32 protein-coding genes are annotated in these 25847 nt (G+C 44.7%); 23 read left to right on the top strand and 9 right to left on the bottom strand.

All coding sequences use genetic code 11. The annotated features are described in order from the left end of the window. The first annotated feature begins 31 nt into the window (after positions 1–31). Complete coding sequence (locus tag ACLWBB_RS02775) at positions 32–1432, top strand: aldehyde dehydrogenase family protein (RefSeq protein ID WP_413290032.1); 1401 nt, start codon at positions 32–34, stop codon at positions 1430–1432. A 42-nt stretch (positions 1433–1474) separates the two neighbouring features. Here the strand turns inward: ACLWBB_RS02775 and ACLWBB_RS02780 are convergent, their stop codons facing one another. Further along, positions 1475–1696: a hypothetical protein gene (locus ACLWBB_RS02780; protein ID WP_413290033.1), complete on the bottom strand. Its 222-nt coding sequence runs from the start codon at positions 1694–1696 to the stop codon at positions 1475–1477. 153 nt (positions 1697–1849) lie between these two features. Here ACLWBB_RS02780 and ACLWBB_RS02785 point away from each other — a divergent pair, with 153 nt between their 5' ends. After that, positions 1850–2566 carry a hypothetical protein gene (locus ACLWBB_RS02785; RefSeq protein ID WP_413290034.1) on the top strand — a complete coding sequence of 239 codons (717 nt, stop codon included), beginning with the start codon at positions 1850–1852 and terminating at the stop codon, positions 2564–2566. Position 2567: 1 nt separating this feature from the next. On the opposite strand, the gene ACLWBB_RS02790 is transcribed toward ACLWBB_RS02785, so the two are convergent. From ACLWBB_RS02790 to ACLWBB_RS02805, 4 genes are all read right to left on the bottom strand, one after another. Then, positions 2568–3665, bottom strand: coding sequence for a D-alanine--D-alanine ligase family protein (locus ACLWBB_RS02790; protein ID WP_413290035.1), 1098 nt, complete (start codon positions 3663–3665; stop codon positions 2568–2570). Continuing rightward, complete coding sequence (elbB, locus tag ACLWBB_RS02795; protein WP_413290036.1) at positions 3662–4315, bottom strand: isoprenoid biosynthesis glyoxalase ElbB; 654 nt, start codon at positions 4313–4315, stop codon at positions 3662–3664. Before elbB ends, ACLWBB_RS02790 begins: the two co-directional genes overlap by 4 nt. 67 nt (positions 4316–4382) lie before the next feature. Beyond that, the gene (locus tag ACLWBB_RS02800) at positions 4383–5312 is read right to left on the bottom strand and encodes a hypothetical protein (RefSeq protein WP_413290037.1); all 930 of its coding nucleotides are present in this window, start codon (positions 5310–5312) and stop codon (positions 4383–4385) included. After that, positions 5285–6376, bottom strand: a complete 1092-nt coding sequence (locus ACLWBB_RS02805) for a GNAT family N-acetyltransferase (protein ID WP_413290038.1) — start codon at positions 6374–6376, stop codon at positions 5285–5287. The genes ACLWBB_RS02800 and ACLWBB_RS02805 overlap by 28 nt, the downstream gene beginning before the upstream one ends. A gap of 166 nt (positions 6377–6542) precedes the next feature. On the opposite strand from ACLWBB_RS02805, the gene ACLWBB_RS02810 reads away from it, so the two are divergent. From ACLWBB_RS02810 to ACLWBB_RS02855, 10 genes are all read left to right on the top strand, one after another. Beyond that, positions 6543–6782 (top strand): ferredoxin, encoded by a 240-nt coding sequence (locus tag ACLWBB_RS02810; RefSeq protein WP_413290039.1) that lies wholly within the window; start codon positions 6543–6545, stop codon positions 6780–6782. 10 nt (positions 6783–6792) lie between these two features. After that, a complete protein-coding gene (gene nth, locus ACLWBB_RS02815; RefSeq protein ID WP_413290040.1) occupies positions 6793–7428 on the top strand; it encodes an endonuclease III in 636 nt (211 codons plus the stop codon). A 47-nt stretch (positions 7429–7475) separates the two neighbouring features. Further along, positions 7476–7958: a DoxX family membrane protein gene (locus ACLWBB_RS02820; RefSeq protein ID WP_413290041.1), complete on the top strand. Its 483-nt coding sequence runs from the start codon at positions 7476–7478 to the stop codon at positions 7956–7958. Positions 7959–7962: 4 nt separating this feature from the next. After that, positions 7963–9003 carry a thiamine ABC transporter substrate-binding protein gene (locus tag ACLWBB_RS02825; RefSeq protein WP_413290042.1) on the top strand — a complete coding sequence of 347 codons (1041 nt, stop codon included), beginning with the start codon at positions 7963–7965 and terminating at the stop codon, positions 9001–9003. After that, a complete protein-coding gene (locus ACLWBB_RS02830) occupies positions 9000–10460 on the top strand; it encodes an ABC transporter permease (protein WP_413290043.1) in 1461 nt (486 codons plus the stop codon). The genes ACLWBB_RS02825 and ACLWBB_RS02830 overlap by 4 nt, the downstream gene beginning before the upstream one ends. Beyond that, the gene (locus ACLWBB_RS02835) at positions 10435–11085 is read left to right on the top strand and encodes an ATP-binding cassette domain-containing protein (RefSeq protein ID WP_413290044.1); all 651 of its coding nucleotides are present in this window, start codon (positions 10435–10437) and stop codon (positions 11083–11085) included. The genes ACLWBB_RS02830 and ACLWBB_RS02835 overlap by 26 nt, the downstream gene beginning before the upstream one ends. Before the next feature lie 74 nt (positions 11086–11159). Continuing rightward, on the top strand, positions 11160–11588 hold the full coding sequence (locus ACLWBB_RS02840; protein ID WP_413290045.1) for a hypothetical protein: 429 nt from the start codon (positions 11160–11162) through the stop codon (positions 11586–11588). Positions 11589–11591: 3 nt separating this feature from the next. Then, positions 11592–11933 (top strand): hypothetical protein, encoded by a 342-nt coding sequence (locus tag ACLWBB_RS02845; protein WP_413290046.1) that lies wholly within the window; start codon positions 11592–11594, stop codon positions 11931–11933. Beyond that, positions 11930–12259 (top strand): hypothetical protein, encoded by a 330-nt coding sequence (locus ACLWBB_RS02850; protein WP_413290047.1) that lies wholly within the window; start codon positions 11930–11932, stop codon positions 12257–12259. The genes ACLWBB_RS02845 and ACLWBB_RS02850 overlap by 4 nt, the downstream gene beginning before the upstream one ends. A gap of 211 nt (positions 12260–12470) precedes the next feature. Continuing rightward, positions 12471–13076 (top strand): 3D domain-containing protein, encoded by a 606-nt coding sequence (locus ACLWBB_RS02855; protein ID WP_413290048.1) that lies wholly within the window; start codon positions 12471–12473, stop codon positions 13074–13076. 15 nt (positions 13077–13091) lie between these two features. On the opposite strand, the gene ACLWBB_RS02860 is transcribed toward ACLWBB_RS02855, so the two are convergent. After that, positions 13092–13376 carry a helix-turn-helix domain-containing protein gene (locus ACLWBB_RS02860; RefSeq protein WP_413290049.1) on the bottom strand — a complete coding sequence of 95 codons (285 nt, stop codon included), beginning with the start codon at positions 13374–13376 and terminating at the stop codon, positions 13092–13094. Between the two features lie 242 nt (positions 13377–13618). Between ACLWBB_RS02860 and ACLWBB_RS02865 the strand changes: the two genes are divergently transcribed. The 5 genes from ACLWBB_RS02865 (at position 13619) to ACLWBB_RS02885 (ending at position 18994) form a co-directional block, all read left to right on the top strand. Next, the gene (locus tag ACLWBB_RS02865; protein ID WP_413290050.1) at positions 13619–14869 is read left to right on the top strand and encodes a D-alanyl-D-alanine carboxypeptidase; all 1251 of its coding nucleotides are present in this window, start codon (positions 13619–13621) and stop codon (positions 14867–14869) included. Between the two features lie 191 nt (positions 14870–15060). After that, the gene (locus tag ACLWBB_RS02870) at positions 15061–15885 is read left to right on the top strand and encodes a flagellin (RefSeq protein ID WP_413290051.1); all 825 of its coding nucleotides are present in this window, start codon (positions 15061–15063) and stop codon (positions 15883–15885) included. A 443-nt stretch (positions 15886–16328) separates the two neighbouring features. Further along, positions 16329–17153: a flagellin gene (locus ACLWBB_RS02875; protein ID WP_413290052.1), complete on the top strand. Its 825-nt coding sequence runs from the start codon at positions 16329–16331 to the stop codon at positions 17151–17153. Between the two features lie 315 nt (positions 17154–17468). Next, on the top strand, positions 17469–18479 hold the full coding sequence (locus tag ACLWBB_RS02880; protein WP_413290053.1) for a Ppx/GppA phosphatase family protein: 1011 nt from the start codon (positions 17469–17471) through the stop codon (positions 18477–18479). 8 nt (positions 18480–18487) lie between these two features. Further along, on the top strand, positions 18488–18994 hold the full coding sequence (locus ACLWBB_RS02885; protein ID WP_413290054.1) for a DUF4442 domain-containing protein: 507 nt from the start codon (positions 18488–18490) through the stop codon (positions 18992–18994). On the opposite strand, the gene ACLWBB_RS02890 is transcribed toward ACLWBB_RS02885, so the two are convergent. Then, positions 18991–19455, bottom strand: a complete 465-nt coding sequence (locus ACLWBB_RS02890; RefSeq protein WP_413290055.1) for a hypothetical protein — start codon at positions 19453–19455, stop codon at positions 18991–18993. The two genes, ACLWBB_RS02885 and ACLWBB_RS02890, sit on opposite strands and share 4 nt — an antisense overlap. Positions 19456–19895: 440 nt before the next feature. Between ACLWBB_RS02890 and ACLWBB_RS02895 the strand changes: the two genes are divergently transcribed. Together ACLWBB_RS02895 and ACLWBB_RS02900 are read left to right on the top strand one after the other, a co-directional pair. After that, complete coding sequence (locus ACLWBB_RS02895; protein WP_413290056.1) at positions 19896–20729, top strand: flagellin; 834 nt, start codon at positions 19896–19898, stop codon at positions 20727–20729. A gap of 152 nt (positions 20730–20881) precedes the next feature. After that, positions 20882–21262 carry a hypothetical protein gene (locus ACLWBB_RS02900; RefSeq protein WP_413290057.1) on the top strand — a complete coding sequence of 127 codons (381 nt, stop codon included), beginning with the start codon at positions 20882–20884 and terminating at the stop codon, positions 21260–21262. Between the two features lie 350 nt (positions 21263–21612). On the opposite strand, the gene ACLWBB_RS02905 is transcribed toward ACLWBB_RS02900, so the two are convergent. Continuing rightward, positions 21613–22152 carry an ArsR/SmtB family transcription factor gene (locus ACLWBB_RS02905; RefSeq protein ID WP_413290058.1) on the bottom strand — a complete coding sequence of 180 codons (540 nt, stop codon included), beginning with the start codon at positions 22150–22152 and terminating at the stop codon, positions 21613–21615. Beyond that, entirely contained in the window at positions 22152–22538 is a 387-nt protein-coding gene (locus ACLWBB_RS02910) for a hypothetical protein (RefSeq protein ID WP_413290059.1), read from the bottom strand. Before ACLWBB_RS02910 ends, ACLWBB_RS02905 begins: the two co-directional genes overlap by 1 nt. A gap of 316 nt (positions 22539–22854) precedes the next feature. Here ACLWBB_RS02910 and ACLWBB_RS02915 point away from each other — a divergent pair, with 316 nt between their 5' ends. The 4 genes from ACLWBB_RS02915 to ACLWBB_RS02930 all read left to right on the top strand — a co-directional run bounded on the left by ACLWBB_RS02915 (position 22855) and on the right by ACLWBB_RS02930 (position 25758). Next, positions 22855–23088, top strand: coding sequence for a hypothetical protein (locus tag ACLWBB_RS02915; RefSeq protein ID WP_413290060.1), 234 nt, complete (start codon positions 22855–22857; stop codon positions 23086–23088). 416 nt (positions 23089–23504) lie between these two features. Continuing rightward, complete coding sequence (gene fliD / locus ACLWBB_RS02920) at positions 23505–24884, top strand: flagellar filament capping protein FliD (protein ID WP_413290061.1); 1380 nt, start codon at positions 23505–23507, stop codon at positions 24882–24884. A 44-nt stretch (positions 24885–24928) separates the two neighbouring features. Next, positions 24929–25324, top strand: coding sequence for a flagellar export chaperone FliS (gene fliS, locus ACLWBB_RS02925; RefSeq protein ID WP_413290062.1), 396 nt, complete (start codon positions 24929–24931; stop codon positions 25322–25324). A gap of 8 nt (positions 25325–25332) precedes the next feature. Further along, positions 25333–25758 (top strand): hypothetical protein, encoded by a 426-nt coding sequence (locus tag ACLWBB_RS02930; protein ID WP_413290063.1) that lies wholly within the window; start codon positions 25333–25335, stop codon positions 25756–25758. Positions 25759–25847 lie beyond the last annotated feature (89 nt).

Here is a 25847-nt window from a genome sequence, read left to right on the forward strand (position 1 = left end):
CTTTTCAGAGCTTTTGCATGATGTTGGGGGCATGAGCTCTCAAGAATTTCTAAATTATATCGATGGTGAATTTGCGCCGGCTTCGGGAAAAAGTTTTTTTCCGAAAATGAATCCCTTTAACGGCGAAGTTTTAGGAAATGTCGTGGCCTCTGATGCCATGGATGTAATCCGCGCAATTCAAGCCGCGAAAAAAGCTCAGACAGAATTAGAAAAATGGACTCTTGAACAAAGAGCCGAACTTCTCGAAAAGATTTCCCAAAAGATCGCAAAAAAAGCCGATGAGATTGCTTATGCCGAAGCTCTGCATCAGGGTTTGTCCGAGAGCTTTGTGCAAGAGAAGAGCGTGCAGTTTGCGATTAAAACTTTCAGCGAAGCCGCTGTCTGGGTCAGAGAGTTTGATAAAAAGACGGATTCTCCGCTGAGAGTTCAGCCTACAGGAATTATTTCTTTCATCTTGTCATGGAATCTTTCGTTACGCCTTTTAAGTGAACGCCTGGTCGCTGCACTCGCCGCGGGCAATGTGTGTTTAGTAAAAATTTCGGAGCTTTCTCCTATCACCGGAAAAATCTTTGGTGAAATTTTGACAGAGGTTCAAGCTCCGAAGGGCTTAGTGCAATTGATTCAAGGCAAAGGCTCGGAAGTAGGAGCATTGCTGGCGGCACATCCCTCGATTCGCGGTGTGAATTTTGTAGGGAAACTAGCGAATGCTGAAAAAATCATTCAAGGCGCGATTCCGCAGTTTAAGAAAATCCAAGTTCATTCTGGTGTGAAGAATAATATTTTTGTTTTGAATGAAGTCGACTTCCAAAACAAAATGCCTGAAATCTTGCAAAGCTTTTTAGTGGGCCAAGGTCAGCTCTGTTGGAATAGCACACGTATTTTTGTGTTAGAGTCTTTCCAAAAAGAATTTACTGAAAAGCTCAGAGAATATTTCTCAAGTTTAAAACCTGCAACATCACCCAAAGATGCAAGCCCTTGGACTCCGGTAGTTTCTGAAGAAGTACTTTCTCAAATGGAAGCGAAGTCTCAGCAAATCAAGATGGAAGAAGGAAAACTGATCACTGGTGGCGAGCGTGCCGCAAGTCCCGGTTATTTCTTTAAGCCCACAGTTAGCTTGGATCTTCCAAACTGTTCAGAGATGCAACAAGAAGAAATTCGCGGGCCGATTCTGATTCTGACTGCAGTGAAGTACCAACACGAAATGCTGAAGTGGGCGAATACGACTTATTATGCTCATTCGGCAGTGGTCTGGGCTCCGAATCAGGAAAAGGCCATGAAGATTGCTGAAAAAGTCGAAGCAGCCAACGTGTCGATGAATTCTTGGTTCCCGGAAGAGTGTCAGCCGGGATTTCGTCAGTCGTCATTTGGAAATATGCAGATGGGACCTTGGGGGCGATTCTATTCAGATGTCAAAGTCTTGACGGGGCTTTAAAAGCACCAAAACTTTGGCGAATCGCCTGTCAGAAAATCGTCATTAATTTAAAGGATGGAAGCGGGCGCGGGTACGAACTTCGCAAGAAGGGCAGTGAGCTTCTTCACGGATATGGCCTACGATGTGATCTACGGCATGTGTGAGTTCCAGAACGGTGCCGCAAAGTACGCAATTGCTTTGGGAATTTATAAACTCGCGGTGTTTTTCGGTGTCGGCTTTTTCAAAATACTGAATGCGATTCATTTCTGTTTGAGATTTATCCAAGCTGTTGCTCCTATGTACCTGTGATGTCACTGCAAGAACCGTTCACAGGCCAAAGTCGGACATCCGGTCGGACAGCGGACGCGGTTACCAACAAACTCCTCCTCGACTTTGGTACTTAATTTGTAAAGAGGCCCGATGAAACGGAGGCCTTTTATGAAACATAAAATTTCTTTTTTGATTCTAATTTTGCTGACTTCTGCGTGTAGCGTGGAGGTGAAAGACAAAAAAGAAGCACAACCAATTGATGTGCAAAAACTAAGTGTCACGGATTACTTGATTGATAGCGCAGTGACCCTCACCGAAGACCAGACCTTGGAAGCGGATCGCCTGATCCTCACGAAAAATGCAGTGATAACAACTGAAAGTTACAATCTCACAATCATAGCCAAAGAAATCGTTTCTGAAGGCGGTGTTATTCGCCAATTTGCGGATGAAGCAAGAGCTTCTTGGGAACAAAATGGCCGCTCAGGGAAGATGATCACTCTTAAGGCGAAGAAGGCAAGTGGCCAACTTCGTATAGAGCTTCGTGGAGAGGCGGGTGGAAATGGCAGAAATGGTCGTCGCCTAATAGCGACATTAAATTTGTCCCGTGTAATCGATAAAGGATGCCCAGGTTCAGGTGGAGGTCGAGGAGGAGACGCGGGGGTTTTATATGCAGATATTGCAGATATGCGCGCGCTGAATATGAATTGGAAAAATGACGAAGGTACAATGGGTAATGCCGGCATAGGCTTTTCAGCTTCCCCGGGTGATCAAAACGCAATTCAAACGCCTTGCGACCATCAAGTCCAAGGAGGCAATGGACAGCCCGGAAGCAAAGGCAAAATTTGCTTAAAGGCCGCGAACCAAGAATCTTTCCAGTGTCTCTAAATTAATTTAGAGCCAAGTAACTGAACATCAGCTTTTCTTCTTCGGTATGTCTTTCGAAAGCAAAGCTGATCAGCTTGGTGATCAGATCTGAATAGCTAACACCCGTGGCTTCCCACATTTTTGGATACATAGAAATTTTGGTGAAGCCCGGGATCGTGTTGATCTCGTTCACGAACAAATCACCACTCTTCTTTAAGAAGAAATCCACGCGAGTCAAACCATCGCAACCCATCACTTGATAAGTTTCTACAGCCATCTTTTGGATCTTTTCAATTTCTTGCGGAGTCAATTGCGCAGGAATCACAATCGACGCACCTTTTTCATCCACGTACTTAGCTTCGTAAGAGTAGAACTCATGATGAGCAATCACTTCGCCAGGCAAAGACGCTTTTGGTGAACGGTTGTGGCCCATCACAGAACATTCGATCTCGCGGCCTTGAACGAATTCTTCAGCTAAGACTTTGCTGTCATAAGTGAAAGCATCTTTGAGGCCGCTGTCGAAATCCGCTTTGGATTTAATTTTATGAACACCGACAGAAGATCCTGCGTTCGCAGGCTTGATAAAGAACGGAGAACCCAATTTTTTAGAGATCTCTTCATAAGAAGAAGGATTTTGCGGAGTGAGCAATTCATACTTCGCATTATTAATGCCAGCTTGGAACAAAAGACGCTTCATTACCTCTTTGTCCATGCCCGCAGCGGAACTCCACACGCCACAGCCTACGAAAGGCAGGTTCATCATTTTGAAAAGACCTTGGATCGTACCGTCCTCACCAAAGGTGCCGTGCAAAATCGGGAAGGCGCAATCCACAGCCATTTTATTTTGATTTTTTAGGGAGAAGAACAAAGGCTTTCCGGCCTCTGAAATCAACGCGACTGGATCTGCACCTGTTGGCAATGCTTTGTCCGTGATACGTACTGCTTGATCAAACACTTCCATGCCGGCAAAGCGATACCAAGAACCTTCTTTACTAATGCCGACCAGGATAAAGTCGTATTTGCTTTTATCAAGTGCGTTCGCCACGTTTTTTGCTGAACGCAAAGACACTTCGTGTTCTGAAGATTTACCACCAAAAATAAGAGCTATTGTTTTCTTCATGCCATCTCCACAAGTTCTTTTGCAAGACCAGAGATCCCTTTAAAGACCTCATGTGGTTTTGCATTATCATACATATAAGCCGGGGTTGTAATGACTTTTGTTTCACGATCCGTCACATAGTCGTCGACAGGACAGATCTCGTGCTGTGCTCCGGTTTTTAAAACCTCGGCGATGGTTTCTTTGCCATCACCTAAAGTCACGGTGACTTTTTTAGAGCCTAACACTTTTGCAAGCAAAACAGGGGCGATACAAATCGCCGCAATAGGTTTGCTGGCATTATAAAAATCTTTAATGGATTTCTCTACTTCAGGACTCACTGTGCACTGCGCGCCTTTTTCAGCCCACGTGCTCAAGACCTTTGCAGCTCCGTAGCCGCCGACAAAAGCCAAAGCATCATAGTCGGTCACTTTCAAAGTTTTCAAATCTTGAACCTGACTGCGAGCAATGCGCGCGGCTTCGATCATAGCATTGCGCTTTTCAGAGAGAGTTTCATTTGTCAGAAAATTCAGAGCAGGCACTTCCGTGTTTGGAGCAAAACACATATAGGACGCGCCATTTTGGCTCAGAGAAATCAGCAAGCTGACAGCTTCTGTGATTTCGGCACCGTCTTTATTTCCGCAACCGGAAAGGACGACTGCAATCTTTTTCATAAGGCCTCCAGAGGTCGATAATGACCAGCTTAATAGAGGCCCTAAATAATGTCTATGGATTCAGAAATTAATGTGGAGTGCCTTGTACAAAGTTTTTCACCTTGTTGCACATTTTAACGAGAACTTTTTGGCCTTGTGTCGGAACCATTCCTTGATAGCAGAAGTCCAACAGGCGAGAAAGGTAAGGAACATCCGGGCTGAGGACGAGTTCATAGTTCACTCGTTCAGGATGAACTTCGCCGGTTTCTTCATCTTTAAGGTTCACAACCAGATCAAATGCGATTTTTTTGTAGCGGATCAAACAATTAGGAATCCCACCGCAGTTCGGCTGGCTGGAAACGCCAATCGGAGGAGCACGCATTCCTTCAGTGACTTCCAAATTGTGACAGGTCACGTCCCAATCCTTGTCCTTAACGCACGCAAGTAGCATGTTTTCGATAGTGAAGACCGCTATGAAGTGATTGCGTACTCTGCTCGAGTAAAGCCCCACGCTACCATTAGCCATGGATTGTTGAAGAGCCTCGACAGAATCAGGAAAAGCCGCAGTTTGTTGCGCGGGTTGCTCGGTCGGAACATTCAAGACGGGAGTCGTGATTGGAACAACCATGTTATCTTCAACCACGGTGATCGGTTTAAACGAACCATTGCCTTGAACTTCCGTGGACTGAATCTCGAATTTATAGGCAATTGTTTGATTCGCATTGTCCACAACACGAGTTTTAACATCGCTGCCTTCTTTGTATACGACGCGAGGTTCGAGAGTACTGATACGGTTGTCTTGCTCGATATAAAGAAACTCACCCTGGCGGGTCTCGTGGAAATCCGCATCGTCCCAAGCTTCAAGGATCGCCTTTTGGACTTCTGTATGAGTTGCCACAGGTCCGTTGTCAGTGTCCAAAGCAGGAGGCTTCAGGCAGCTGGTGCTTGCAAGCAAACTGAGAATCAGAAGATAAGGTCTGAGCTGCCCGATCATATGGAATCCCAACCCCAGATCCATAAATTCAAAGGTAAAATCTTTGCCAATTTTTCACGTGTTTCAGGTGTGAAGACATCCAAAGTTTCGAAATCCAACGGACCAAATAAAAGTTGCGTCAGATTTTCTTCTCCGCCCAAAACTGCAAGGTCTGTGTTGCAACCGAAAACGTATTGACCATTTTGTTTTTCCAAAACGATGTCTGCAATACCCTCGGCGCGGAAAGCGCGTTTGATTTTGGCAGCCAATTGGTCAAAGTTTAGGATTTTGATCATGCCCAAAAAGCCCTGGTTGTAAGTAACAGGCTTTTCGCGCAGGCGCTCCAACAGGTTTTTAGAATGGCGTGGGATGATGATGGTCACTGCTTGCTGCTTTTCGCGACGGATATAGCTGAGCAGAGTCATGATGGCAGTCACAGAACCGCCCCATTCATGGATGTATCCACCTAAATCGGCCCCTTTACCTTCAACGGCATAGGCCGCCAACTGACCCGAGGTATCCCAAGCTGTATAAACTTGGGTTTGCGGAATGCTCAAAAATTTACGGGTTTCTTCAACAGAGCGAACCGAGTTTACACTGTGGGTAGAATAAAGACGGTGGAGGGCTTCGGCCGCCACTTTAGAGTCTTTAGACAAGCGCAAAGTTGGATCTGGCATCGGGAATTCTTCTTCCACGACCACGCTAATTTCGGTCCCTGCCAACTCAAAACCCATCCGGCGATAGAAATCGTAAAGGTCTGTCCAAAGAATAGCGATATCGCATTGCTGGCGGGTGGCTTGTTGGATGCAGTCTTCGATAATTTTAGTGCTGAGACCCTGATTACGGTGGGTTTCGTTGGTCACAACCGAGCCAATAGCGCCCACTTTGAAGATCACATGGGGAGATTTTACAACCAGAGGCTTCAAGACGGCATGGGACACGACCTGGTCGTTTTCGGTAATAATACGCATATTGTGGAGGTTCGTGCTGGAAAGGGCCGTGGGATATTCTGCCGCTATGGACCAGGCTGCTTCAGAACGCAGGCTTTGGTTTAAGAAGTTTAAAACTCTCGGCAATTCAGATTCAGCCGGTGAACGCGGTCCTTCCATGGATCCTCCTAAAGATGTCTCTTTCAGTTTAACGAAATCAGGCCCTTTCTTCAGTGTTTGTTAGCCAAATTCCACCTCATCCGGCCCTAAATGCGACCTCAGTCCTGAGTGAAAAATTGACTTTATGGCCACTTGATTTATATTAGGCCCCAGTTGGAGGCTAGAAATGGCTGAGATATCGCAAAAATGGAAAGAAAACACATCCGGCAAAATGTTTGTCGATCAATCTTGTATCGCTTGCGACGCCTGCGTTTTGACAGCCCCTAAGAATTTTGCAATGCACGAAGAAGACGGCCATGCGTTTGTATCAAAACAGCCAGAATCTGCAGATGAAGAAGCAGCTTGCAAAGAGGCTATGGAAGGTTGCCCGGTAGAAGCTATCGGCGATTTCGGCGACAAGGAATAGACCTAAGTCCGTGAAAAAAGCTCCGGCGAATCTTTCGATCGTTTTAAAACTTCTCAAAAAATATTATCCCGACGCTCATTGTGCTCTTAATCATCGCAATGCCTTTGAGCTTTTAATTGCCACGATTCTTTCTGCTCAATGCACCGACGAAAGAGTCAACATTGTCACCAAAGATCTTTTTGCCAAGTATCCAACTCCTGAAAAAATGGGCAAAGCTCCCGTTGAGGATTTGGAAACAATCATCCGTTCTGCGGGTTTCTATAAAAATAAAGCAAAAAACATAAAAGCCTGTGCTCAAGCTCTGGTTGAAAAACATCAGGGGCAAGTTCCTGACAAAATGGAAGATTTGGTCCAATTGGCTGGCGTAGGGCGCAAAACCGCCAATGTCGTATTAGGGAACGCCTTTGATATCACCAGTGGTATTGTTGTGGACACTCATGTGAGCCGACTCAGTTACCGTTTGGGGTGGGTGAAGAGTGAAGATCCCGTCGTGATCGAAAAGCAGCTTTGTGATTTTGTTCCCAAAAAGAACTGGATCATGTTGTCCCACGAACTCATTTTTCATGGTCGTCAAATCTGTAAAGCCCGTAATCCTCAATGCGAAAGATGTTTTCTTTTTGAGCATTGCCCCAAAAAAGGCGTTTAGGCCTTTGATATTTGACCCGGCATCCTGGACGGGTTTTAATCAGCTTCATGTTGGTAGCCTTTTTTGAAAGCGTTAAATACGTCGGTCATCTTTTGCCCATTTCTTTTCTTCGAGTTTTCTTGGGGTATTATTATTTGCAGCAAGCGATGACAAAGTTTAAGGGAGATTTCCTGACTCGTCCGCGTATTGCCGACCAAATCGCCGAGTGGTTGCCTGCAAGTCATGCACCGAACTGGTATAAACTTTTTGTCAGCAGTCAGATCATTCCACATTGGCAAACAGTGGCGTTCATTATCTTGGGTCTGGAGTTTGTCATCGCGATTTCCTACATCGCGGGTTATGTGGTTCGCCCTGTGGCTTTGCTCGGGGTTTTGTTGTGCTTCAATATGCTGTTCTTCTCGGGACCAGCGAACGAAGACTTGTATAAAACTTTTTTAGCAATTCACTTTATCATGGCGTGGGTCGGAGCAGGTCGTTGTCTTGGTTTCGACTATTACTTCTTCAAACGTCGTCGCGGTATTTGGTGGTAGCTCCATGAAGCATTTTATTTTGTTCGTCACAGTCGTATTCGTCGGTCTTTTCATTGCGATTCTCAATAAGAACGATGACAGTAAACCGCAAGAGACCAAACCGGTTCTGCGCGTGTTCGGTTATGCCTCTTTCACAGGGCAGTGGGGACCAGGTCCTCAACTGAAAGAAATGTTTGAGAAGGATTGTGACTGCCAAGTTCAATATATCGAAGGCAGTGATTCTGGCATTCTTCTTCAGCGTCTTAAAATCGAAGGCGAAAGCTTGGGTGCAGACCTTGTTGTAGGTTTAGATCAGTTTGATTTGCAAAAAGCTTTATCTGAGCAAAAGTGGCGCGAACTTAATATCTCGGGTCTTGATGCTTACGATGAAGTAAAACCAGCATTGCAAAATAGCTACTTTGTTCCGTTTGACTGGGGAGTGATTTCATTCGTAGCCCGTAAAGGTGAACTTGAGCACACTCCGCAGAGCTTGGATGATTTGTTCTCTCCAGAGCTTAAAAGAAAAATTGCACTTCAAGATCCGCGTACGAGCTCTCCGGGGATGCAATTCATGTACTGGGTGATTCGCGCGAAGGGTGAAGACGAAGGATTCAAGTTCTTGCAAAAAACAATGGATCAGGTTCATAGCTACTCACCAAGTTGGTCTGCAGCCTATGGTCTGTTCACTAAGAAACAAGCAAAGGTTGCACTGTCTTATGTGACCTCTCCGATCTATCACCAAGTTGAAGAGAAAAATAACGACTATGTGGCGCTTGAGTTCAAAGAAGGACATCCAATCCAGTATGAATTCATGGGTATTCCAGAGTTTTGCAAAAACTGTGAGCTTGCAGAAAAGTTTGTAAACTTGATGTTGTCAGAGCCCGGTCAGAAATTGATCATGCAGAAGAACTATATGTTCCCTATTATCAAAAACGTCAAAGAGGGAACACCTTTTGCGAGCATTCCACAGTTTAAGACCATGAAGGACTTCCAAATTCCTTCAGCTCAAGAAGTGGAAAGACTTCTCAAAAAGTGGTCTGACATTCGCCGTGGAGACGGGAATTGAGTCCTCGCAATCTGATTCGTTCAGCATTGCTTTTGTATTTGGTATTTCCATTCCTGTTTTTGATTTTTCAATTCAATATCACCGTATGGCCCGAATGGAGAGAACTGGTTTGGGCCTTTAAGAATTCCTTCCTGCAGGCTTTTTTTTCCGCTTTCTTCTCTTTAGCTTTAGGAATTTGGGTGGCCTTGGGGTTGATTTGTTTCACCGAAGGCTTTCGTCGTCATTACAGAATGGTTCTGGAAGTCTTGTGTTTGCTGCCGAACTTTCTGCCGCCGTTGTTCACGCTGCTTTCAATTCTGAATTTCGTCGATCCATTTCCGATGGGAATCATTGGCATTGTCATCGCTCATACAGTGATTAATTTTGGCCTGGTCGGTGTCATGCTTGCGAACATCATTGAAAATAAAATCGGCAGTCTTGCAGAGCTGGCCTATATCGAGGGCGCTTCTCGGTGGCAGTTCTTGCGCCAAGCTTTCTGGCCAGTTTTAAAACAAGATTTGTTCCTACTCTTCCTATTTGTCTTTGCAGTTTGTTTTGGCAGCTTTGCAATTCCACTGATCGTCGGGGGCGGCAAAGGCACGACGATGGAAGTTTTGATCTATGAAAAAATCCGTTTGTCTAGCAACTGGAGCGAGGCTGTTGTTTTAGCAGTGTTGCAATCGGCATTTATTTTTGCTGTGTCCTTCTTTGCAAGACGTGGCGGTACAACAAGTTCCGAGCGCATTGCGAATCTTAAAATTCTGCGCATGTTCTCGGGTATTGGTGTGTTGTTGCTGATCATGGCCTTCTGCTTTGTGGGTTATGCTCAAGGGGTCGTGGATGGCTTCCGTCAAATCAGCGCGTTCTATGAATTGCAATCGCCGCTTATTTGGAATTTTCTGGGAAGCCTTGCAATCGGAACTAGCGTTGGACTGCTTTCTTTCGGCAGTCTTTTAGTAATTGCGTATTGTTGGCCAAAACCTTGGTTTGAAAAGTTTTTGGCAGGATATGTGGCGCCAAGCACGGCCCTTTGTTGTTTTGCTTTTCTAATTATGGGCACTAACGAATCTTTCTGGCCGTTTATTAAAATTCCTCTCGCATTTAACTTGCTCTGTTTAGCAAGTCTGTATCGTATGGGTTGGGATGGCGTTTTGCGTGGACTTGAAAGTCAAATCACGATCGCGCGTACTTTGGGAGCGCAAGCCCCACAGATTTTTAAAGAGGTCTTACTTCCACAAATTTCTCAGCGGGCGGCGCTCTTTGCCGGAGTAGCAGCTGTTTGGGCTTGTGGTGATTATTCAGTTTCAAGAATTTTGGCGCACCGAGATCTGAGTTTGGCAATGATGACTGAAACTCTGATGTCGAGCTATCGCTTGGGAATGGCCACAATCCTGAGTTTGAGCCTGGTTGTCTGTGGTGTGATTTGTTTCTTTATTATGATGGGGGTCGGTCGTGTCCTTAGTCGAAAATCTTTTTAGAAATTACGGAGATTTTAAAATCGACATTCCTTCTTGGGAGATTCTGGACGAAGGCGTAACAGTTCTTTGGGGACCTTCGGGCTCAGGGAAAACTTCGGTCTTTCGTTTGTTGATCGGTTTAGAAACAGCCCAGAATTTTAAATGGACTTTTCAAGGTCACGATTTGGCAAAAATGGCTGTTCCACAAAGACGATTGGGCGTGGTCTTTCAAACTTTGGATTTATTCCCGCACATGACTGCAGAACAAAATATTCTTTTTGCAGCAAAGGCACGTGAAATTCCCAACGAGCAAGCATACGAAAAATTGAAAGAGCTTACGGAAGTTTTACAGATGAAGTCTTTCTTAAATCGCCCTGTTAAAGTTCTTTCAGGCGGCGAGAAACAACGTGTGGCTATGGCTCGCGCGCTCAGTGGCGATCCAAGATTGCTGTTGCTGGATGAACCGTTCTCGGCTTTGGATCAAGACTTACGTCAAGAAAGCCGTGCACTCATCAAGCGAGTTATCGAGAAAGAAAAGATTCCGACTCTATTAGTGACTCACGATCCTTTGGATGTCGAAGTTCTTGCGAATAAAGTCAGCACAATTAAACATGGTCAAATTGTTGAAGAGCGAAGTATACGCTAGACCCCAAAACTATTTACGGAGTAAAAACTCCGCCCATTGACAGAGTGAAGAAGAATCTCCTACGATTTCTGGATATGAAGACATTAATCGTTCTCTCTACTTTGCTTTTATCTGGCTGTGCCGTTCTTCACCACGTGCAACTCAGTGATATCGACAATCGCTCGCAATTCGTGATGGTTCCCATCGAAGTGAAAGTGAGCGAGACGGGTGTTGATATAGGTGATGCGAAAGCCATCGCTCAAGGAGTCATGACCAGTAAGGCGAATCAAGATGCCGCAGGCGACATCGCGACGTTTATTCAGATGATGCAAATGGGCCCGCGCACGGGAGCCCCTGTTTACTCTGATAAATATGCCGAGAAGATGATTTATCAACTTCACACGCAATGCCCGTCAGGGAAAATTACCGGTGTTCAATCTATTCGCGAAAGCCGCGAGTATCCGGTGATTAAAGGTGAAATTATTAAAATTACGGGCTTCTGCCTTCGTGAAAAAGGATCATAGTGTATGAAGAAAATTTTTGGTGTGCTTCTTAGTCTGAGCTTTGTTGGTTGTGCTTCTGTGAACAGTGTTTCTTTGACATCGATTCCTGCAAACAAAGGAAAAGAAGTTAAAACAGAAGCTTCGAAAACGATCATTCTTGGTTTTAACTTCAACAACGATTACGTGGATGAAATGGCTGACGATTTGAAACGCCAATGTCCAAATGGTGTTGTGAAAGGCATTCTGACAAAAGACGAAGTGATCAATTACTTCTTGTTCTTTGTGTGGGCTCGTAAAGTGACTGCAACTGGGTATTGCTTGCAAGCACGTAACACAGCAAGTGTTCCTGCAGGAGATTTGGAATGAGATTTCTATTAGCTGCCAGCCTGCTTTTGTCAGGCTGTGCTTACAGTGTCCATAACGTCTATATTTCTGACTTCGCGGGATATCCAAAGTTGGAACAAGGACAAATGGTGAAATCCACATCTGAACAACATGTCATTATGGGTTTTGTCTATGAGACCGACTATGTCGATGAAGCCCGCAAAAAATTGATTGCTCAATGCCCTCAAGGGGATATTTCTGGCATCAGCACGCAGTTCTCAACGAGCCTTGGGTTTTTCTCTTGGACGAATAAAGTATTGATGCAGGGGCTGTGCACTAAAGCAAACACCCAAGCCAGCATTAAATAGAATATTTCTAATCTTAGAGGGCATCTATAACCTAGAAGCCCTCTAACCGTTGTGACGATTTCTACATAATTAAAAATTCATAAAAACAAGAAACCATCAGTATTGGATGTCAGTCATCAGCATGGTAGCTCCAATGCTAATGATAAGACGACTGTCGAATTTCATTCTTTGTGGACTTTTACTTACGGCGTGCTCCTTTAAGGGGGATTCCTTGCCGTTGATTGTTCCCACTATTTACTACAAGCCGATTATCTATAAAGAAAAAGAAGTCTGCGCGAGCAGCGAGATGGTCAATCTTATTGATGAAAACGACAAGGTTCTTATCGCGCTTTGCAAAAGTGACTATGACAACTGCTTGATGCAGGGATCTTGTTTTGTCGTCGAAGGTGAAACAACTCGTAACTTCAACTTTACCAAAACGAAGGACGGAATCCATCGCTTTGCCGAGCGAAAAGAAGATCGCTGTCCTTACGGGTATGGGATCCAAGCGCTTTGCTTAGATCCATTCTATTCAGTCGCCGCAGACTTAAATTATCATAATGTCGGCGACGTCATTTATGTTCCTCGATTAGTGGGCGTCAAGCTGCCAGACGGCAGCAAACACTCAGGATATCTGATCATTCGTGACATAGGCGGAGCGATCATCGGGGAAAATCGTTTCGATTTTTTTACGGGATTTTTTGGTCCCTTTGATGACGGAAATGTTTTTGCAGCACTAGGTTTCGGAGATAAAAAACATCGTTTTGGCTATCAAAAAATGGATGCAGAAGTTGCGAAACTATTTAGGGAATCCAGGAATTATCCTAATATTCCCTAGCAAAGAAAAAAGGCCCTATTGGCCTTTTCCTTTGCGTCCGTAGAATTTTTTTCTTAAATCCGTGGTTACCTGGTTGATCATGGTTTTAAGAGTGATATCAAAAAGCATGTCGGGGGGAATTTGATAGAGCTCACTCAATTTTCGAAGGGTGTGAATGGGGGGACTGGAAAGTCCTCTCTCCCAATTGGAGACGAACTGTGCTGACGTATAGCCCAGTTTTTTGGCGATATCCATCTGGGATAGGCCGGATTCGATCCGCTTTTCCCTTAGGAAATCTGCCAGAAGCTTGTTCTCTTTCATGCTTAATCCTGTTGATTCTAGTTGTTACTTCAAAGTTGCGTATATTTTTTTGTATGCATGTCTTAGTGTGTTCAAAACACAATATTGTTGTAAATGATAAGAAGCTCGCAAACCAGGAAAAAAACATTTTCGAGCAAAATTTCTATTTTTCTGAGGGGGAGAGCGTGTGGCAGACACAATATAACTTTTATAAATTTCGCACACTTAACTGATAAAAAATGATCGCACAAAAAGGGGGAAGAGTGAGATTGTTTTTGGCGACGGTGTTCTTTGTTGGGCTCTCTACATTTGCTCAAGCTAAGACTACTTTAAATTCTATGTGCTATGTCCTTGATCAACCAGGTGGAAAAATTCAAGGGGACAGAACTGAAGAACTTTTTGAAATTGCTTCAGTATCGAAAGTTGTGACGGCCTATTGGGCCTTTAATAAATTAGGACCCTACTTCAGATACAACACTCTTATTCACATCACTCCTGTTGCAGATAGACTCTATGACGTTCACATTCAAGGAGCGCGAGATCCTTTCTGGGGACGGCAGTTGACCCACTTGCTATTTGCAGAACTGAATAAAAAGGGTGTGACGAAAATTCGTTATCTGACCTTTGATGAAAATCTGATTTTCCGTTGGCAGGTTGTTTCTGATTTTATCGATACGATGTATCCTTCGCCGGAAGAAATTAAGAATAGCATTCGTAAACATATAACAGATCTGAGCTCAGAGTATTCGAGCACACGCCGCGAAGCCGCCGCTTTGAAAATAACGATGCCAAGATCTGTTTCAGTCAGAGTGAACAGCGTAGAGCCTCTACCAAGCGCGCAGTTTACGCCCTCTGCAAATACAAGTACTTACGTTTTGCGCTCATCTCCGCTCTATCGCTATGTCAAAGAAATGAATGTTGTTTCGAACAATCACGTGGCCGATCATCTTTTTGATTATTTGGGGGGAGTAACCGAGTTTCGCACTTTCATGCGGCAAGATATGAATATGGATTCAAGTGATATTGATTTCGTGAATGGCTCTGGCAACTCTTACATTCGCGATACGAATGGTACTGCGATTAAGGAATACAACAAGGCCTCTTGTGATTCGATGATTCGTATCCTCATAAAAATGGATCGCAACCTGAAGGCCGACAATTTAGAGATGAAAGATGTACTGGCAGTTTCGGGCACGGATCAAGGCAGTACTCTGAGCCCTCGTTTTGATTCGATTCCAAATACTCTGGCTGGCAAGACTGGTACCGTAGATCCTGCGGTGACTTTGGCAGGCGTGATTTCAACTGCGGAAGGAGATGTCTACTTCGGCGTCTTTATGGCTACTGAAGATGCGGGGGATTGGGGGACGGCTCGGGATGAGGTGCGTGAAAAGGTCTTCGACCTGATAAAACGGCACGGCGGCCAGAAACGGTTTGCTTACAACGCTAATAAGTTCCTGCCTTTTGATGAATATTCAGGGCTGACAACGAAAGCGCTGAGCTCAAATGCTCCATAGAAATCACGGGGTTTGGGTGTCTCAATCCGAAACACGGGATCGGAAATAGCCAAATAATCCTAAAGTTTTAACGCGACGCGCCGAAAAGAAGCGTGACTGCTAGATGAAAGTCTTATGAGCTAGATTGTGGGCGCTTTTTTCCTTCCAAAATGTCTCTGGGCGAGACAACTCGGGAAGGGGAGGTTGCTTCTATGTTACGTGTGACACCGGTGACGGCGTCTTTGATGGCACAACGGTATTTGGGCACGACCCAGAGATCCACCGAAAAGGCCATGAAGGATTTGGCGTCAGGAACCCGCTTTAGCTCGCCAGGCGCAGATGCCGCCGGCGCGGCGATCGCCGAACAAATCCGTGGACAAGTGAGAGGCCAGAAGGCGGCGTTGAACAACGCCGACAATGCGACCAGCTTTATTCAGGTCGCTGAAGGTGCTCTTAACGAACAGAATAACATCTTAATTCGATTGCGCGAACTTGCCGTACAAGCGGCCAGCGACACGTATTCTGATAAAGAGCGTGAATACCTCAACTATGAATACACCCAGCTCGCTGAAGAGTTGGATCGTATCGCTAAGACGACGACCTTCGGAACGACAGCGCTCTTGAATGGTCGCTCGCGAGACTATGAGTTCCAAGTAGGCACGAGTGCCGGGGACGATAGTATTATTCGTTATACATCAGACACAGATACGACGGCCACTGAGCTTGGTGTTGATGGCGGAACCATCGAATCCAAGAGTGATGCTCGTAGTAACTTAAAAGAAATTGATGATGCCATGATGAAGGTTTCGGCGGCTCGTGCGAAGTACGGCGCCATCCAATCACGCATGGACAGTGCTGCGAATAACTTGCAAGTGGGTATCGAGAATTTAACTTCAGCTCACTCACGCATGGCCGACACCGACGTTGCGCAAGCGATCTCTGACGTTCGTCGAGGTCAGATTCTGCAACAGTATCAAGCGTCGGTACTCTCGCAAGCCAATACAACCAATGAAACTATGTTAAGACTGATTGCCTAAGTGCAACCGAGGCGGCCGACAACAGCCATCGTCGGTCGCCTCACTCCTTTGATTCAACCTTTAGTCCAGGTCGGACTGGACCTAAGTCCTTAAAATAATAAAAAAATTTTTGTTTGCATTATCCAGTGGTTTCCAACACAAGACGCGCTGCGCCGTAGAATTCCTGGACCTTAGCCCTAAAGTTTCCTGGACCAAGGCCGAGAAGTATTGCGTACACGTTGGAGCAAAGAAACCTCTGGACCTTCATTCTAGCAGTCACTCGAATGAATCCCTCCTTAGGCGGATAGCTCACCTCACACAAGGGACAGTCACCCCAAGTGTGAGCGTGGGCCCGCTCCAATCTAAAAAAAGTTTTAGGCATTTTTAAATTTTTAGATTTTAGAACCCCAATGCGAGCTTCGGTGGGTCGGAACCGCGTTGGCTTATATCCTAAGGAGGATTACATGGGCTTAAGAATTCAGACCAATATGGCGTCTATCTCTGCACAAAGGGTGTTGTCTATTCAGCAAAAAAGAGCTGAACATGCAACAGCCGCTCTTGCTTCAGGATCGCGTATCGTAAAAGCATCTGACGATGCTGCCGGTCTCGCGATTTCCGAGAATATCCGCGGTCAGATCCGTGGTATCGGTCAGGCAAGAAACAATGCCTTCAATGCAACTTCAGCAATTCAAGTGTCTGAGGGTGGATTGAACGAGGTCAGTAATATCTTGATCCGCTTGCGTGAGTTAGGAGTACAAGCTGCTTCTGACCATATCGGTGAGCGTGAGCGCGGATTCCTGAACCTAGAGGCAACACAACTCGTACAAGAAGCCGATCGTATCGCTAGAACCACAGTGTTTGGTGATAAACGACTCTTGGACGGATCTGGCGGTGAGATGGAGTTCCAAGTGGGCGCCTTCGCCGGTGATGAAAACATTATTAAATACGATCTAGGTGCGGATGCAACAGCATCTGAACTGGGAATTGATGGACTTGAAGTAGGTACAAAAGGTGATGCTCGTACGGCTCTTAAAACCGTCGACGACGCTCTCGTAAAAGTGAGTAGTCTGCGAGCAAACTTCGGTGCGGTACAAAGTCGTCTGGATTCAACAGTAGCCAACTTGGATATCCAGTATGAAAACTTAACGGCTGCGAACTCTCGTATCCGTGACACAGACGTAGCGAAGGAAACTTCGGAAATGACGTCTGCCAATATCCTGCAACAAGCAGCGGTGGGAGTTTTGGCTCAAGCCAACCAAACACCAGCGGTTGCATTGAAACTCTTATAATAAATTTTCACTGAGCTAATTGATTCAGTGATATCAAGGTGGGTCTGTGAAAGATACTGTTCACGGATCCACCATGCCTCAAAACTTGTTTGAGGAGTCTAGGTAATGTTTCGAATATTACATGGACTCTTGAGATAACTTTAATTTTAAAGGGACTCCAGCGGGAATGGAGTTCACATATTTACGAGTAGTCGCCCACAAAAACTACTCTTAAGCCCACCCCGGGAGACGCAAGTCTTTCGGGGTTTTTTTATTGTCTGCATGGACAAGCCTCTGTTTGCATCCTAAGATGTAAATAACTTCGAGGTAACAGCTATGCGTCTATTAAAAATCTTTGCACCGCTTGTTTTTTTATTATTAGGGGCTTGTCAGAGCACACCGAAGTGTGGACCCGAGATTCGAGCCGCCTTCGACGTAGGCTCCGGCTCTACCAAAATGAAAGTCGCTGAAATCAATACCTGTACTCAGATGATACAAAAGGTGGTTCTTGAAGAACAAGTAAAGGTGGACTACCGCGATGCTCTTGAGAAAAATCCCGAAGGTGTTTTTACTGAGAAAATACAAAAAGACGGGTTAACCGCTTTAGAAGCTTTAAAAATGCAAGCGCGTGCTAAAGGTGCCCGTAAATTTACGGGAATCGCAACGGCTGCTTTCCGCCAGGCTAAAAATGGCGAAGCATTTGCAAAATCAATCCGTGAAAAACTGGGAATCCCTGTGCGTATAATCTCGCAAAATGAGGAAGCGATGTTGGGCTTCAATGCGGTCGTCGTCAAAGAGCGCGTTGCTCCTACAGACCTCGTTGTATGGGATATTGGCGGTGGCAGTCAGCAGATGATGGCCTTAGACGAAAAGTCAGAGCCGGTAATTTATTATGGCAACTTGGCATCGGTTAGTTTCAAGAATCATGTGATTGCAAAAATACAGAAGAAGGACCTCGCGAAAGTAGAATCGCCAAATCCCCTGAAAAAAAATGATGTTAAAAAAGCTTTGGCGTACATCGACGGCGAAGTAAAAAACTCGGTACCAGAAAATCTCCGTACAAAACTTGTGAATGCTAGAATCTTTGGTATTGGCGGCGTTCTTAGTAAGTCGGTTCCCCGTCAAGTTGTCGAGGGCGTCGATCTTTCTCAAAAAAACATTCAGGCAGCGATGGATAAAAGAGCCGGGATGACCGATGCGCAAATCAATGATCCATACTCTGCAACTGAAATAACGAATTTACTTTTGGTTTATGGTTTTATGAAAAATCTAAATATTTCCAATTATTCTAAGACCGATGTCAGCCTTGTCGATGGCTTATGGTTGAGTGAAGGTATTTGGCAATAGAGGCCCACGTGAAACAAGAAAGCTGGAAAACCCGCATTTTCCGATATGGAATTAATCTCTACCCAATGTTCTTTGGAACAGGCGGGAAGGTTCTATTTATTTCCGGGGATTGGCATCAGGTCAGAGTCCGCTTAAAACTGAATATTTGGACACGCAATTATGTCGGCACGATCTTCGGCGGCAGCATGTTTGCTGCGACCGACCCGATGTATATGGTGATGCTCATTAATATTCTGGGTAAGGACTATGTCGCCTGGGATAAATCTGCCTGCATCCAATTTAAAAAACCGGGTAAAGGAAAACTCATAGCAGAGTTTGAATATACTGAAGCTGAGATAGCCGACATCAAACGTATCACCCAAGAAAACGGGAAGTACGAATTCAAAAAGGCGACGAATTGGATTGATCGTTCTGGCGAGACTGTGTCGGTGGTTGATCGCACTTTATATGTTGCTACGAAAGAATACTACAAAGCGCGCAATGAGCGCCGTAAACAACAGGCAGCTCAATCTTAATAAGGCTCTAGCGCTTTACATTCGCTTAAGCTCAGCGTGACAGGCTCGCTGAGCTGCAATTCTGAAAAAGATCGAATCCAGGTATGGCTCGAGATCTCGAGACTCTTAAAATTAATATTACGGCTTTTAGGATATTTTAAATTCAGCACGCTGACGTTGGGTTCAAGCCACGTTCTTTGTGTGCCTTCACTTGCGATCTCTTTTTCGCCTTCGGTGACTTTGATCTTATATTTAAAGCTTCTAATTTTGTGGGGTTCTCCGCCGTCGTCTTTTAAGCAATTGAACTTTACCTTCAGCGAGATCGCCTTTTGCTCGGGGGTTACATCGACGACGGTCAGACCTAGTGGTCTTGTAAGAGCGGCGCTGGGATTTCTTTTACTCGCAGACTTTGTACCGCTAAAGACGGAACAGCCCACTAAGAAAAATCCAATATAAAGAAAGAGAGTGGTTTTCAGTGTCACTCTCAAGTTCTAACAGCTCTCTCAGAGAGTGACCAGAGTGTAAAAACACAGCTCGACCAAGACGTTTATCTGCCAAGACTAAGATCGCTCATCATATAGTCCTGTTCAAACTCGACGGGACCCACGTCGCCTCGACTTTTTTCCTGGACCTTGATCCTGAAAACCTAGCCGAAGAGTCTGTTTTTTCAGGATGAAGGTCCAGTTCACATCCGACGATAGTCTAGTTTCGCTGGACGCGACTAAAGCCTTTCACGACCTCGCCGAAAGGTATGTCAACAGCAACGACGACACCTCGACTGAGCTGGGCTGAGAAGAACTTACGGAGTGACTGCCAAGAGTTCATCGCTAGCAGGCCAAGCAAAGAAGAAGTGAAGTCACCAACGTGTACAAACTGGCGGTCTAAATAGGTATAAGGCCGCCGATAAAAATGGAGGTCCCAGATGGGAATCAGAATTTCGACAAACGTAGCTTCTATCAACGCGCAGAGAACAATGAGTAATGGTCAGCGCGAAATCCAAAAGAGCATGGCTCAATTGGCTTCAGGTTCTCGTATCACTAAATCAGCAGATGATGCTGCAGGTTTAGCAATCAGTGAAAATTTAAAATCTCAAGGCCGTAGTATGGTTCAAGCTCAACGTAACGCCAACGATGGTATCTCGATGGTACAAACTGCAGAAGGTGGTTTGAACGAAGTGAGCGCTATCTTGACTCGTATCCGTGAGTTGGGCATCCAGGCAGCTTCTGACACCGTAGGTGATCGTGAGCGTGGTTTCACTGACAAAGAGGTTCAACAACTTAAAGCAGAAATGCAACGTATCGCTCAAACAACTCGTTTCGGTAATACTCAGCTTTTGAATGGTTCTGGTAATACATTTGATTTCCAAGTAGGTATTAACAACGTAGATTCTGAAGATCGTATTCAGTACGACGCTTCAATGACAAATGCATCTATCGACGAATTGGGTGTAGACGGTATCGATTTCACAACTAAAGAAGGCGCTCAAGAAGCTCTTGCTCAGTTGGATGATGCTCAATTCAAAGTAAACGGATTCCGCGCAAGTCTCGGTGCGATTCAAAATCGCTTGCAATCTACTGCCGACAACTTGGGTGTAATGCACGAAAACATCTCAGCTGCAAACTCTCGTATCCGTGATACAGACGTAGCTGCTGCGACTTCCGAGATGACAAGAAACAGTATCTTGCTGAATGCAAATACAAGTGTTCTTGGACAAGCAAATCAAGTTCCACAACTTGCTTTGAAACTTCTTGGATAATTTTTAGGTAATTAATTAAAAGAGGGGGTTTTCTCCATAATCCCCTCGGTGCCAACCTATCAGGAGGGTTCATACTGGACTCTCCTGGGTACTTAGGACTGGTTTTTTGCTCGAAATTTAAACAATTTCAGTGAGAGCCGATAAGTAGGTTGATGAATATCAAAGGTCTTTTAGGAAACATGTTGCCAACGAGTCCCTTGCGTCCCGCAGAGAAAACTGAGCGGGCGATCAAGTCGGATTCATCTTCGGCAGACCGCGATGCCAACGGTCAACAGGCAGGCGGTGGTGAGCAGCAACAGCGCGAACCGATGACGGACGAGCAGTTGCAAAAGGCCCTCGAGCATTTACGAAATCTTCCGGGAGTGAAAGATCATAACTGGACGGTCGAGTTAAGTGTGAATGAAGCGAAAAGATTCGCGATAGTGAAAGACCTCAACGGCAATGTCATTCGCCGTATTCCTGAGGCAGATCTCTGGACTCTTCCATCGGCCACTGAGCCGAGCAAGGGCCAACTTCTTAAAAAAACAGCTTAGTAATTTCTAGCTAGCAATGACCCTCGGTCTTTGCGCCTACCTTTTTTCTAAACAAGGATTTGGAGATATTGGCGAGTGGCTTTGGGCTCTTCCCGTCGGGGGTCGGCCTTCCGGGCCTTCGCAAGCGCCACGCCTTTGGCGTGGTTCGCGCCATCCAGGCGCCGCTTGAAGCCCCCTTTTGTAAGAGCCCAAAGCCACTCGCCAATATCTCCAAATTTGCTTCGAAAGCAGGACTTTGAATGTCTTGTTTTTTTGCGCCAGAAAATGGTGTTGGAAAAAGAAAAAGGCACCAACCTTTTAGTCAGTGCCTTCTTTGAATGAGATCGGCTAATTTTCTGGTGCTTTAGGTTCTACTTCCTTTGGATGACACCATTACTAATATCCAAACAGCCACAAGACTGTAGTTCTTTTAACAGCAGCCCAGCATCCTCGAAAATTTCGGAGAGTAACTTCGTTGCCGCAGTCATTGAATAACTTTTATTTGGTGAAAAGTTATTGGCAATCTTCTCCATAACCCATTGACGCTTCTTTTTTTGAACCGGAATTTTTACCAGACGGCCATATTTAAAAAAGCTCTTTAATACTTTTTCTTTATAAGCGAGTTCGATTTTATCTTGCTCATGGATAGTTGAAGCAAAACCTAATACCATATCCTTTACTCGAAGATCGGCGACGCTAGGTATTGCAGAATATATCGTGTAATACTGTTCCCTTCGTGAGGTGACTAAGCCAGCATCACAAAGTTTTTTTACGTGAAATGAAACAGTAGACGGGGATAACTTTAATCGCTCGGAGATAACTTCAATGTAAGCATCTCGATCTAGTAGAAGCTTAAAAATTTCTAATCGAGACTCATCTGCAAGTGCTTTAAGCATCATTAAAGCTTTCATTAGTTAACCCTGGCAAAGTGCAATCTTCGGCGGATGCCGTCTAGAAAAGATAATTTAATCTTACCAATTTCTATTTCTTTTTCTAAGTCATGCTTTAAATCCATTGCAAACTTTTGAGAGAAATCAAGTTCCATTCGTTCCAAAAGATCTAAGAGAGCTAGATAAACACGTTCTCCCTCTGGAGATTCCGCAAACCTTTGTAGAGCAGGCAAGTTCTTACCGGATTGGACCCCATCAGAGTATTTGTCTGTCATTGTTAAGTAGATTTCTGAAAATTCATCGATAATTTTAATTTCAATTTTCTCATCTAATTTGCCCCGAAGCGCTATTTTCATAATAGCCTGAAGTTCTTTTGTCTTACTTTTAAATACCTCTGAATTAAACATGGCTGCCTCTCTATTTAATTCGATATTAATCGAACTAAATAGGCATGTCAATTTCAATTCGATAAGTGTCGAATTACTTTATTGGTGCGCCGAATTCTTGCTATAGCATCTAATCACTAAGAGCCTCAAGTGCGCGTGTTTACACTGATTTCTTGATTTTAAATAAAGCAATTTTGTGACGACCATTCGAGCCACACATTACAAAGTGTAGTGTCAGGGTTCTGGACAGTTAGACCATTATTTCAAAGATTCATGACTCCTCTTTCAAAACTGTAGCGCCCGCATATAATCGCACGATACCTAAGGGAGGCTATTTATGGCGCGCAAAACAATTAAGAAAAAAACCACAACCAGAAAACCCCGCACTCAGTCTAAAAAGAAGGGTGTTAAAGGTGCGTTTGCTGGTGGCATCCTTGGTGCTGTCGTAGGCCTTACCATTGGTGGTATTGGCATCGCTGCGATGGGAACTGCTATCGGAATTCCAGCTGTTGCTGTCGTTGCAGCTCTTGGCGCTGGTGGCGCAGTTGCTGGTAACTTGACTTCGCGCTAGTTAAAAAAGTACGGAGCCACTTTTTCGGATCATCTTTAATCTGAGAATGGTGGCTCTTTTGCTGGTCGCAGGACTATAATTCATAGAATTTGGCCTTTGAAATAAAAAATTCTGAACCTTCGCTCTTCTTTTCTAACTTACAAGATTTCTAACATTCCACGACCAATGGTCGCCTAAATCCATATAAAAGATCTTATCTGCAAAAGCTCGATCAGAGCCTGGTACTTCTTTTCGAAGGTCGAGACTAGTGTCAAAAAACCCGCGCAAAATAGGGCTTTCCAGGCCGATTCGAGCTTTGTCCAGGTCATTTGATTGACTCACTGTTTTATTAAACTTCTGCGAGAATAAAAGTATCAGAACAGCTCTGATTTAGAAACTAGGATGGTTTCTAACACGTGAGTCAGGAGGACTCTCAAGTGGCTGGGATTCGTATCACCGGAATGGCTTCAGGTTTACCGCCGAACATAGTCGAGCAGATTATGGAAGCGGAACGCATTCCTGTGAAGAATATGGAAAATACGAAAGCCAAAAACGAGGACAAGCTCAAACTCGTAAGCGACCTCGAAACCAAAGTCAATGACATCACAAAATCTCTGGGTGAACTCACTAGTACAAAAGGTTTTGTCGATAAAAAATTAACGAGCGGTGATCCAAACATCGTCGAAGGAACTTTAGATCCTAACTTCGCAGTTCCCGGTGACTACAATATCGAAGTTATTCAGCTTGCACAAAAACCTGCGGCGATCTCTAACGGATTTCCAGACAAAGACAAAGCACAGTTGGGTGTTGGTTATATCAAATTCCAAACAGCTGACGGAGTTAAAGAAGTCTACATCAACGGCAGCAACTCTACTTTGAATGGTGTTGCTGATCAGATCAATTCTCAGAATCTTGGTTTAAGAGCTTCAGTTATTGAAGATCGTAAAGACAAAGACAATCCATATCGCCTGTTAGTAGCTGGTCTTGGAACCGGTGAAAACAATCAGATCGAGTTCCCGAAGATTTACATGTTGGACGGGGACCAGGATATGTATTTCGATGAATCCAAACCCGCACAAAATGCGAAAGTAAAAGTCGACGGGTTCGAAATCGAATTGCCTGAAAATAAAGTGACCGATCTTTTCCCTGGCGTGACGTTGGATTTAAGACAAGCGGCACCTGGCCGTGGCATCCGTATCAACGTCAAAGAAAATCTTGAAGTCATCAGTGGAAAGATTAAGAGCTTCGTGGACGCCTACAATGCGGCATTGGGTTTCGTTCAGCAGCAACACAAGCTCAATAACAATAATGGTAAAACTCCAACGATGGGTCCTTTGGGTGGTGATGGCCTCCTCAGAACCGTCGAGAGTTCATTACGTAACGTGATCTTGAATCCTCAGTACGGTGTAGAGACTCCGATTCGTCGTTTGAATGAATTGGGTATCGAGTTCAACCGTAACGGTACTTTGGATTTTAAACAGGACAAATTTAATAAAGTTTTGGCAGCAAACCCAGCGGGTGTTGCCGAATTTTTCAGAGGCGATGGTTTTAAAACTGGTTTCGTGGTGACGGTCAAGACGGCGGTCACGAATCTAGTGAACGGTCAGTTTGGTCCTATCGGCAACCGTAAAAAAGGGATGCAGGATAAGATCGACCAGATCAACAAGCGGATCGACAACAAAGAACGTCAGCTTGTGCAGAAGGAAGATAGTTTAAGAAAGAAATTCGCAGACTTAGAGTCGAAGATGTCCAAACTGAATCAGCAAATGGGTTCAGTGCAAGCAATGGGCGCATCGTTGGCTAAGCCTGCGGGATAATTGAATTGAAACTGAACACGGAAGTGGAGGCTTAGAGGAGAATTATGAAGAACGCCTATCAGAAGTACAAAAACACATCAATTCAGAGTGCCAGCAAAGAGAAGTTGCTGTTGATGCTCTATGAGGGAGCTATTCGTTTTACTAAAACAGCAATCAAAGCAGCTGAAGAGAAAAACATCGCTGAACGCGGATGGAATATCGGTAAGGCCTTTGACATTATTATGGAACTTAACAATACGCTGGACCACAAAGTTGGGGGCGATATTGCGAGGAACCTCGAGCAGCTCTACATGTTTATTATGGAGCAATTCACGAAAGCTAACATCTCAGGAGATCCAGAACCTCTTCGTGCTTCACTGAAGGTTCTAGAAAATCTGTATGAAGGATGGGTTCAAGCCATCGAGAAGATTAAAAAAGACGAAGCGGACGCAAAGAAATAGGAGAGCCCATGTTGAGAATCATCAGCTTGTTAGAAGAAAAAAATCACTATTTGGAAAAGTTCTACTCTCTAAACGAAAGCGAACTTGTAAATTTCTCGATGGGTCACTTCGAAGGCCTCGAGAATTTCTACAACACTCGCGAGAGAATTTTAGAAATCCTTAAATACATTGATAGCCAGTTAGAAGCCGCGAATTCGGAAATCGAAGACATGAACCAGTGCAGTGCTGAAGAGCGCCGTCAGGTTAAGTCTGCTATGGCCATCAAAGACGAATATGTTAGCCGCATTATTGAGCAAGACCTTGAAGTGCTTGCCTGCATTGAGGCTGCAAAATCGAATATTATTCGCGAACTTCAGGATGTGCGTCGAGTTCGTAAAGCAGTCGGCGGTTATAAAAGTCCGACCTTCAATAAACGTCTGGACGAAGAAGCTTAGTCAAATTCATGACGTCTGGCCCCCGAAGAAGAGTCAAACTCATGGCTCATGCGGGTGCCAGATCGAACTTATTCAAGTGTTACATATAA

It is taken from the genome of Bdellovibrio sp. HCB337 (assembly GCF_047302465.1).
In the GTDB taxonomy this organism is placed as follows: Bacteria; Bdellovibrionota; Bdellovibrionia; order Bdellovibrionales; family Bdellovibrionaceae; genus JACMRP01.

Excerpts from the sequence above, each read along its gene's own strand:
- ACLWBB_RS02775 (WP_413290032.1), top strand. The coding sequence starts at position 32 with ATGAGCTCTCAAGAATTTCTAAATTATATCGATGGTGAATTTGCGCCG.
- ACLWBB_RS02785 (WP_413290034.1), top strand. The coding sequence starts at position 1,850 with ATGAAACATAAAATTTCTTTTTTGATTCTAATTTTGCTGACTTCTGCG.
- ACLWBB_RS02790 (WP_413290035.1), bottom strand. The coding sequence starts at position 3,665 with ATGAAGAAAACAATAGCTCTTATTTTTGGTGGTAAATCTTCAGAACAC.
- elbB (WP_413290036.1), bottom strand. The coding sequence starts at position 4,315 with ATGAAAAAGATTGCAGTCGTCCTTTCCGGTTGCGGAAATAAAGACGGT.
- ACLWBB_RS02800 (WP_413290037.1), bottom strand. The coding sequence starts at position 5,312 with ATGGATCTGGGGTTGGGATTCCATATGATCGGGCAGCTCAGACCTTAT.
- ACLWBB_RS02805 (WP_413290038.1), bottom strand. The coding sequence starts at position 6,376 with ATGGAAGGACCGCGTTCACCGGCTGAATCTGAATTGCCGAGAGTTTTA.
- ACLWBB_RS02810 (WP_413290039.1), top strand. The coding sequence starts at position 6,543 with ATGGCTGAGATATCGCAAAAATGGAAAGAAAACACATCCGGCAAAATG.
- ACLWBB_RS02820 (WP_413290041.1), top strand. The coding sequence starts at position 7,476 with ATGTTGGTAGCCTTTTTTGAAAGCGTTAAATACGTCGGTCATCTTTTG.
- ACLWBB_RS02825 (WP_413290042.1), top strand. The coding sequence starts at position 7,963 with ATGAAGCATTTTATTTTGTTCGTCACAGTCGTATTCGTCGGTCTTTTC.
- ACLWBB_RS02840 (WP_413290045.1), top strand. The coding sequence starts at position 11,160 with ATGAAGACATTAATCGTTCTCTCTACTTTGCTTTTATCTGGCTGTGCC.
- ACLWBB_RS02845 (WP_413290046.1), top strand. The coding sequence starts at position 11,592 with ATGAAGAAAATTTTTGGTGTGCTTCTTAGTCTGAGCTTTGTTGGTTGT.
- ACLWBB_RS02850 (WP_413290047.1), top strand. The coding sequence starts at position 11,930 with ATGAGATTTCTATTAGCTGCCAGCCTGCTTTTGTCAGGCTGTGCTTAC.
- ACLWBB_RS02860 (WP_413290049.1), bottom strand. The coding sequence starts at position 13,376 with ATGAAAGAGAACAAGCTTCTGGCAGATTTCCTAAGGGAAAAGCGGATC.
- ACLWBB_RS02870 (WP_413290051.1), top strand. The coding sequence starts at position 15,061 with ATGTTACGTGTGACACCGGTGACGGCGTCTTTGATGGCACAACGGTAT.
- ACLWBB_RS02875 (WP_413290052.1), top strand. The coding sequence starts at position 16,329 with ATGGGCTTAAGAATTCAGACCAATATGGCGTCTATCTCTGCACAAAGG.
- ACLWBB_RS02880 (WP_413290053.1), top strand. The coding sequence starts at position 17,469 with ATGCGTCTATTAAAAATCTTTGCACCGCTTGTTTTTTTATTATTAGGG.
- ACLWBB_RS02895 (WP_413290056.1), top strand. The coding sequence starts at position 19,896 with ATGGGAATCAGAATTTCGACAAACGTAGCTTCTATCAACGCGCAGAGA.
- ACLWBB_RS02900 (WP_413290057.1), top strand. The coding sequence starts at position 20,882 with ATGAATATCAAAGGTCTTTTAGGAAACATGTTGCCAACGAGTCCCTTG.
- ACLWBB_RS02905 (WP_413290058.1), bottom strand. The coding sequence starts at position 22,152 with ATGAAAGCTTTAATGATGCTTAAAGCACTTGCAGATGAGTCTCGATTA.
- ACLWBB_RS02910 (WP_413290059.1), bottom strand. The coding sequence starts at position 22,538 with ATGTTTAATTCAGAGGTATTTAAAAGTAAGACAAAAGAACTTCAGGCT.
- ACLWBB_RS02915 (WP_413290060.1), top strand. The coding sequence starts at position 22,855 with ATGGCGCGCAAAACAATTAAGAAAAAAACCACAACCAGAAAACCCCGC.
- fliS (WP_413290062.1), top strand. The coding sequence starts at position 24,929 with ATGAAGAACGCCTATCAGAAGTACAAAAACACATCAATTCAGAGTGCC.
- ACLWBB_RS02930 (WP_413290063.1), top strand. The coding sequence starts at position 25,333 with ATGTTGAGAATCATCAGCTTGTTAGAAGAAAAAAATCACTATTTGGAA.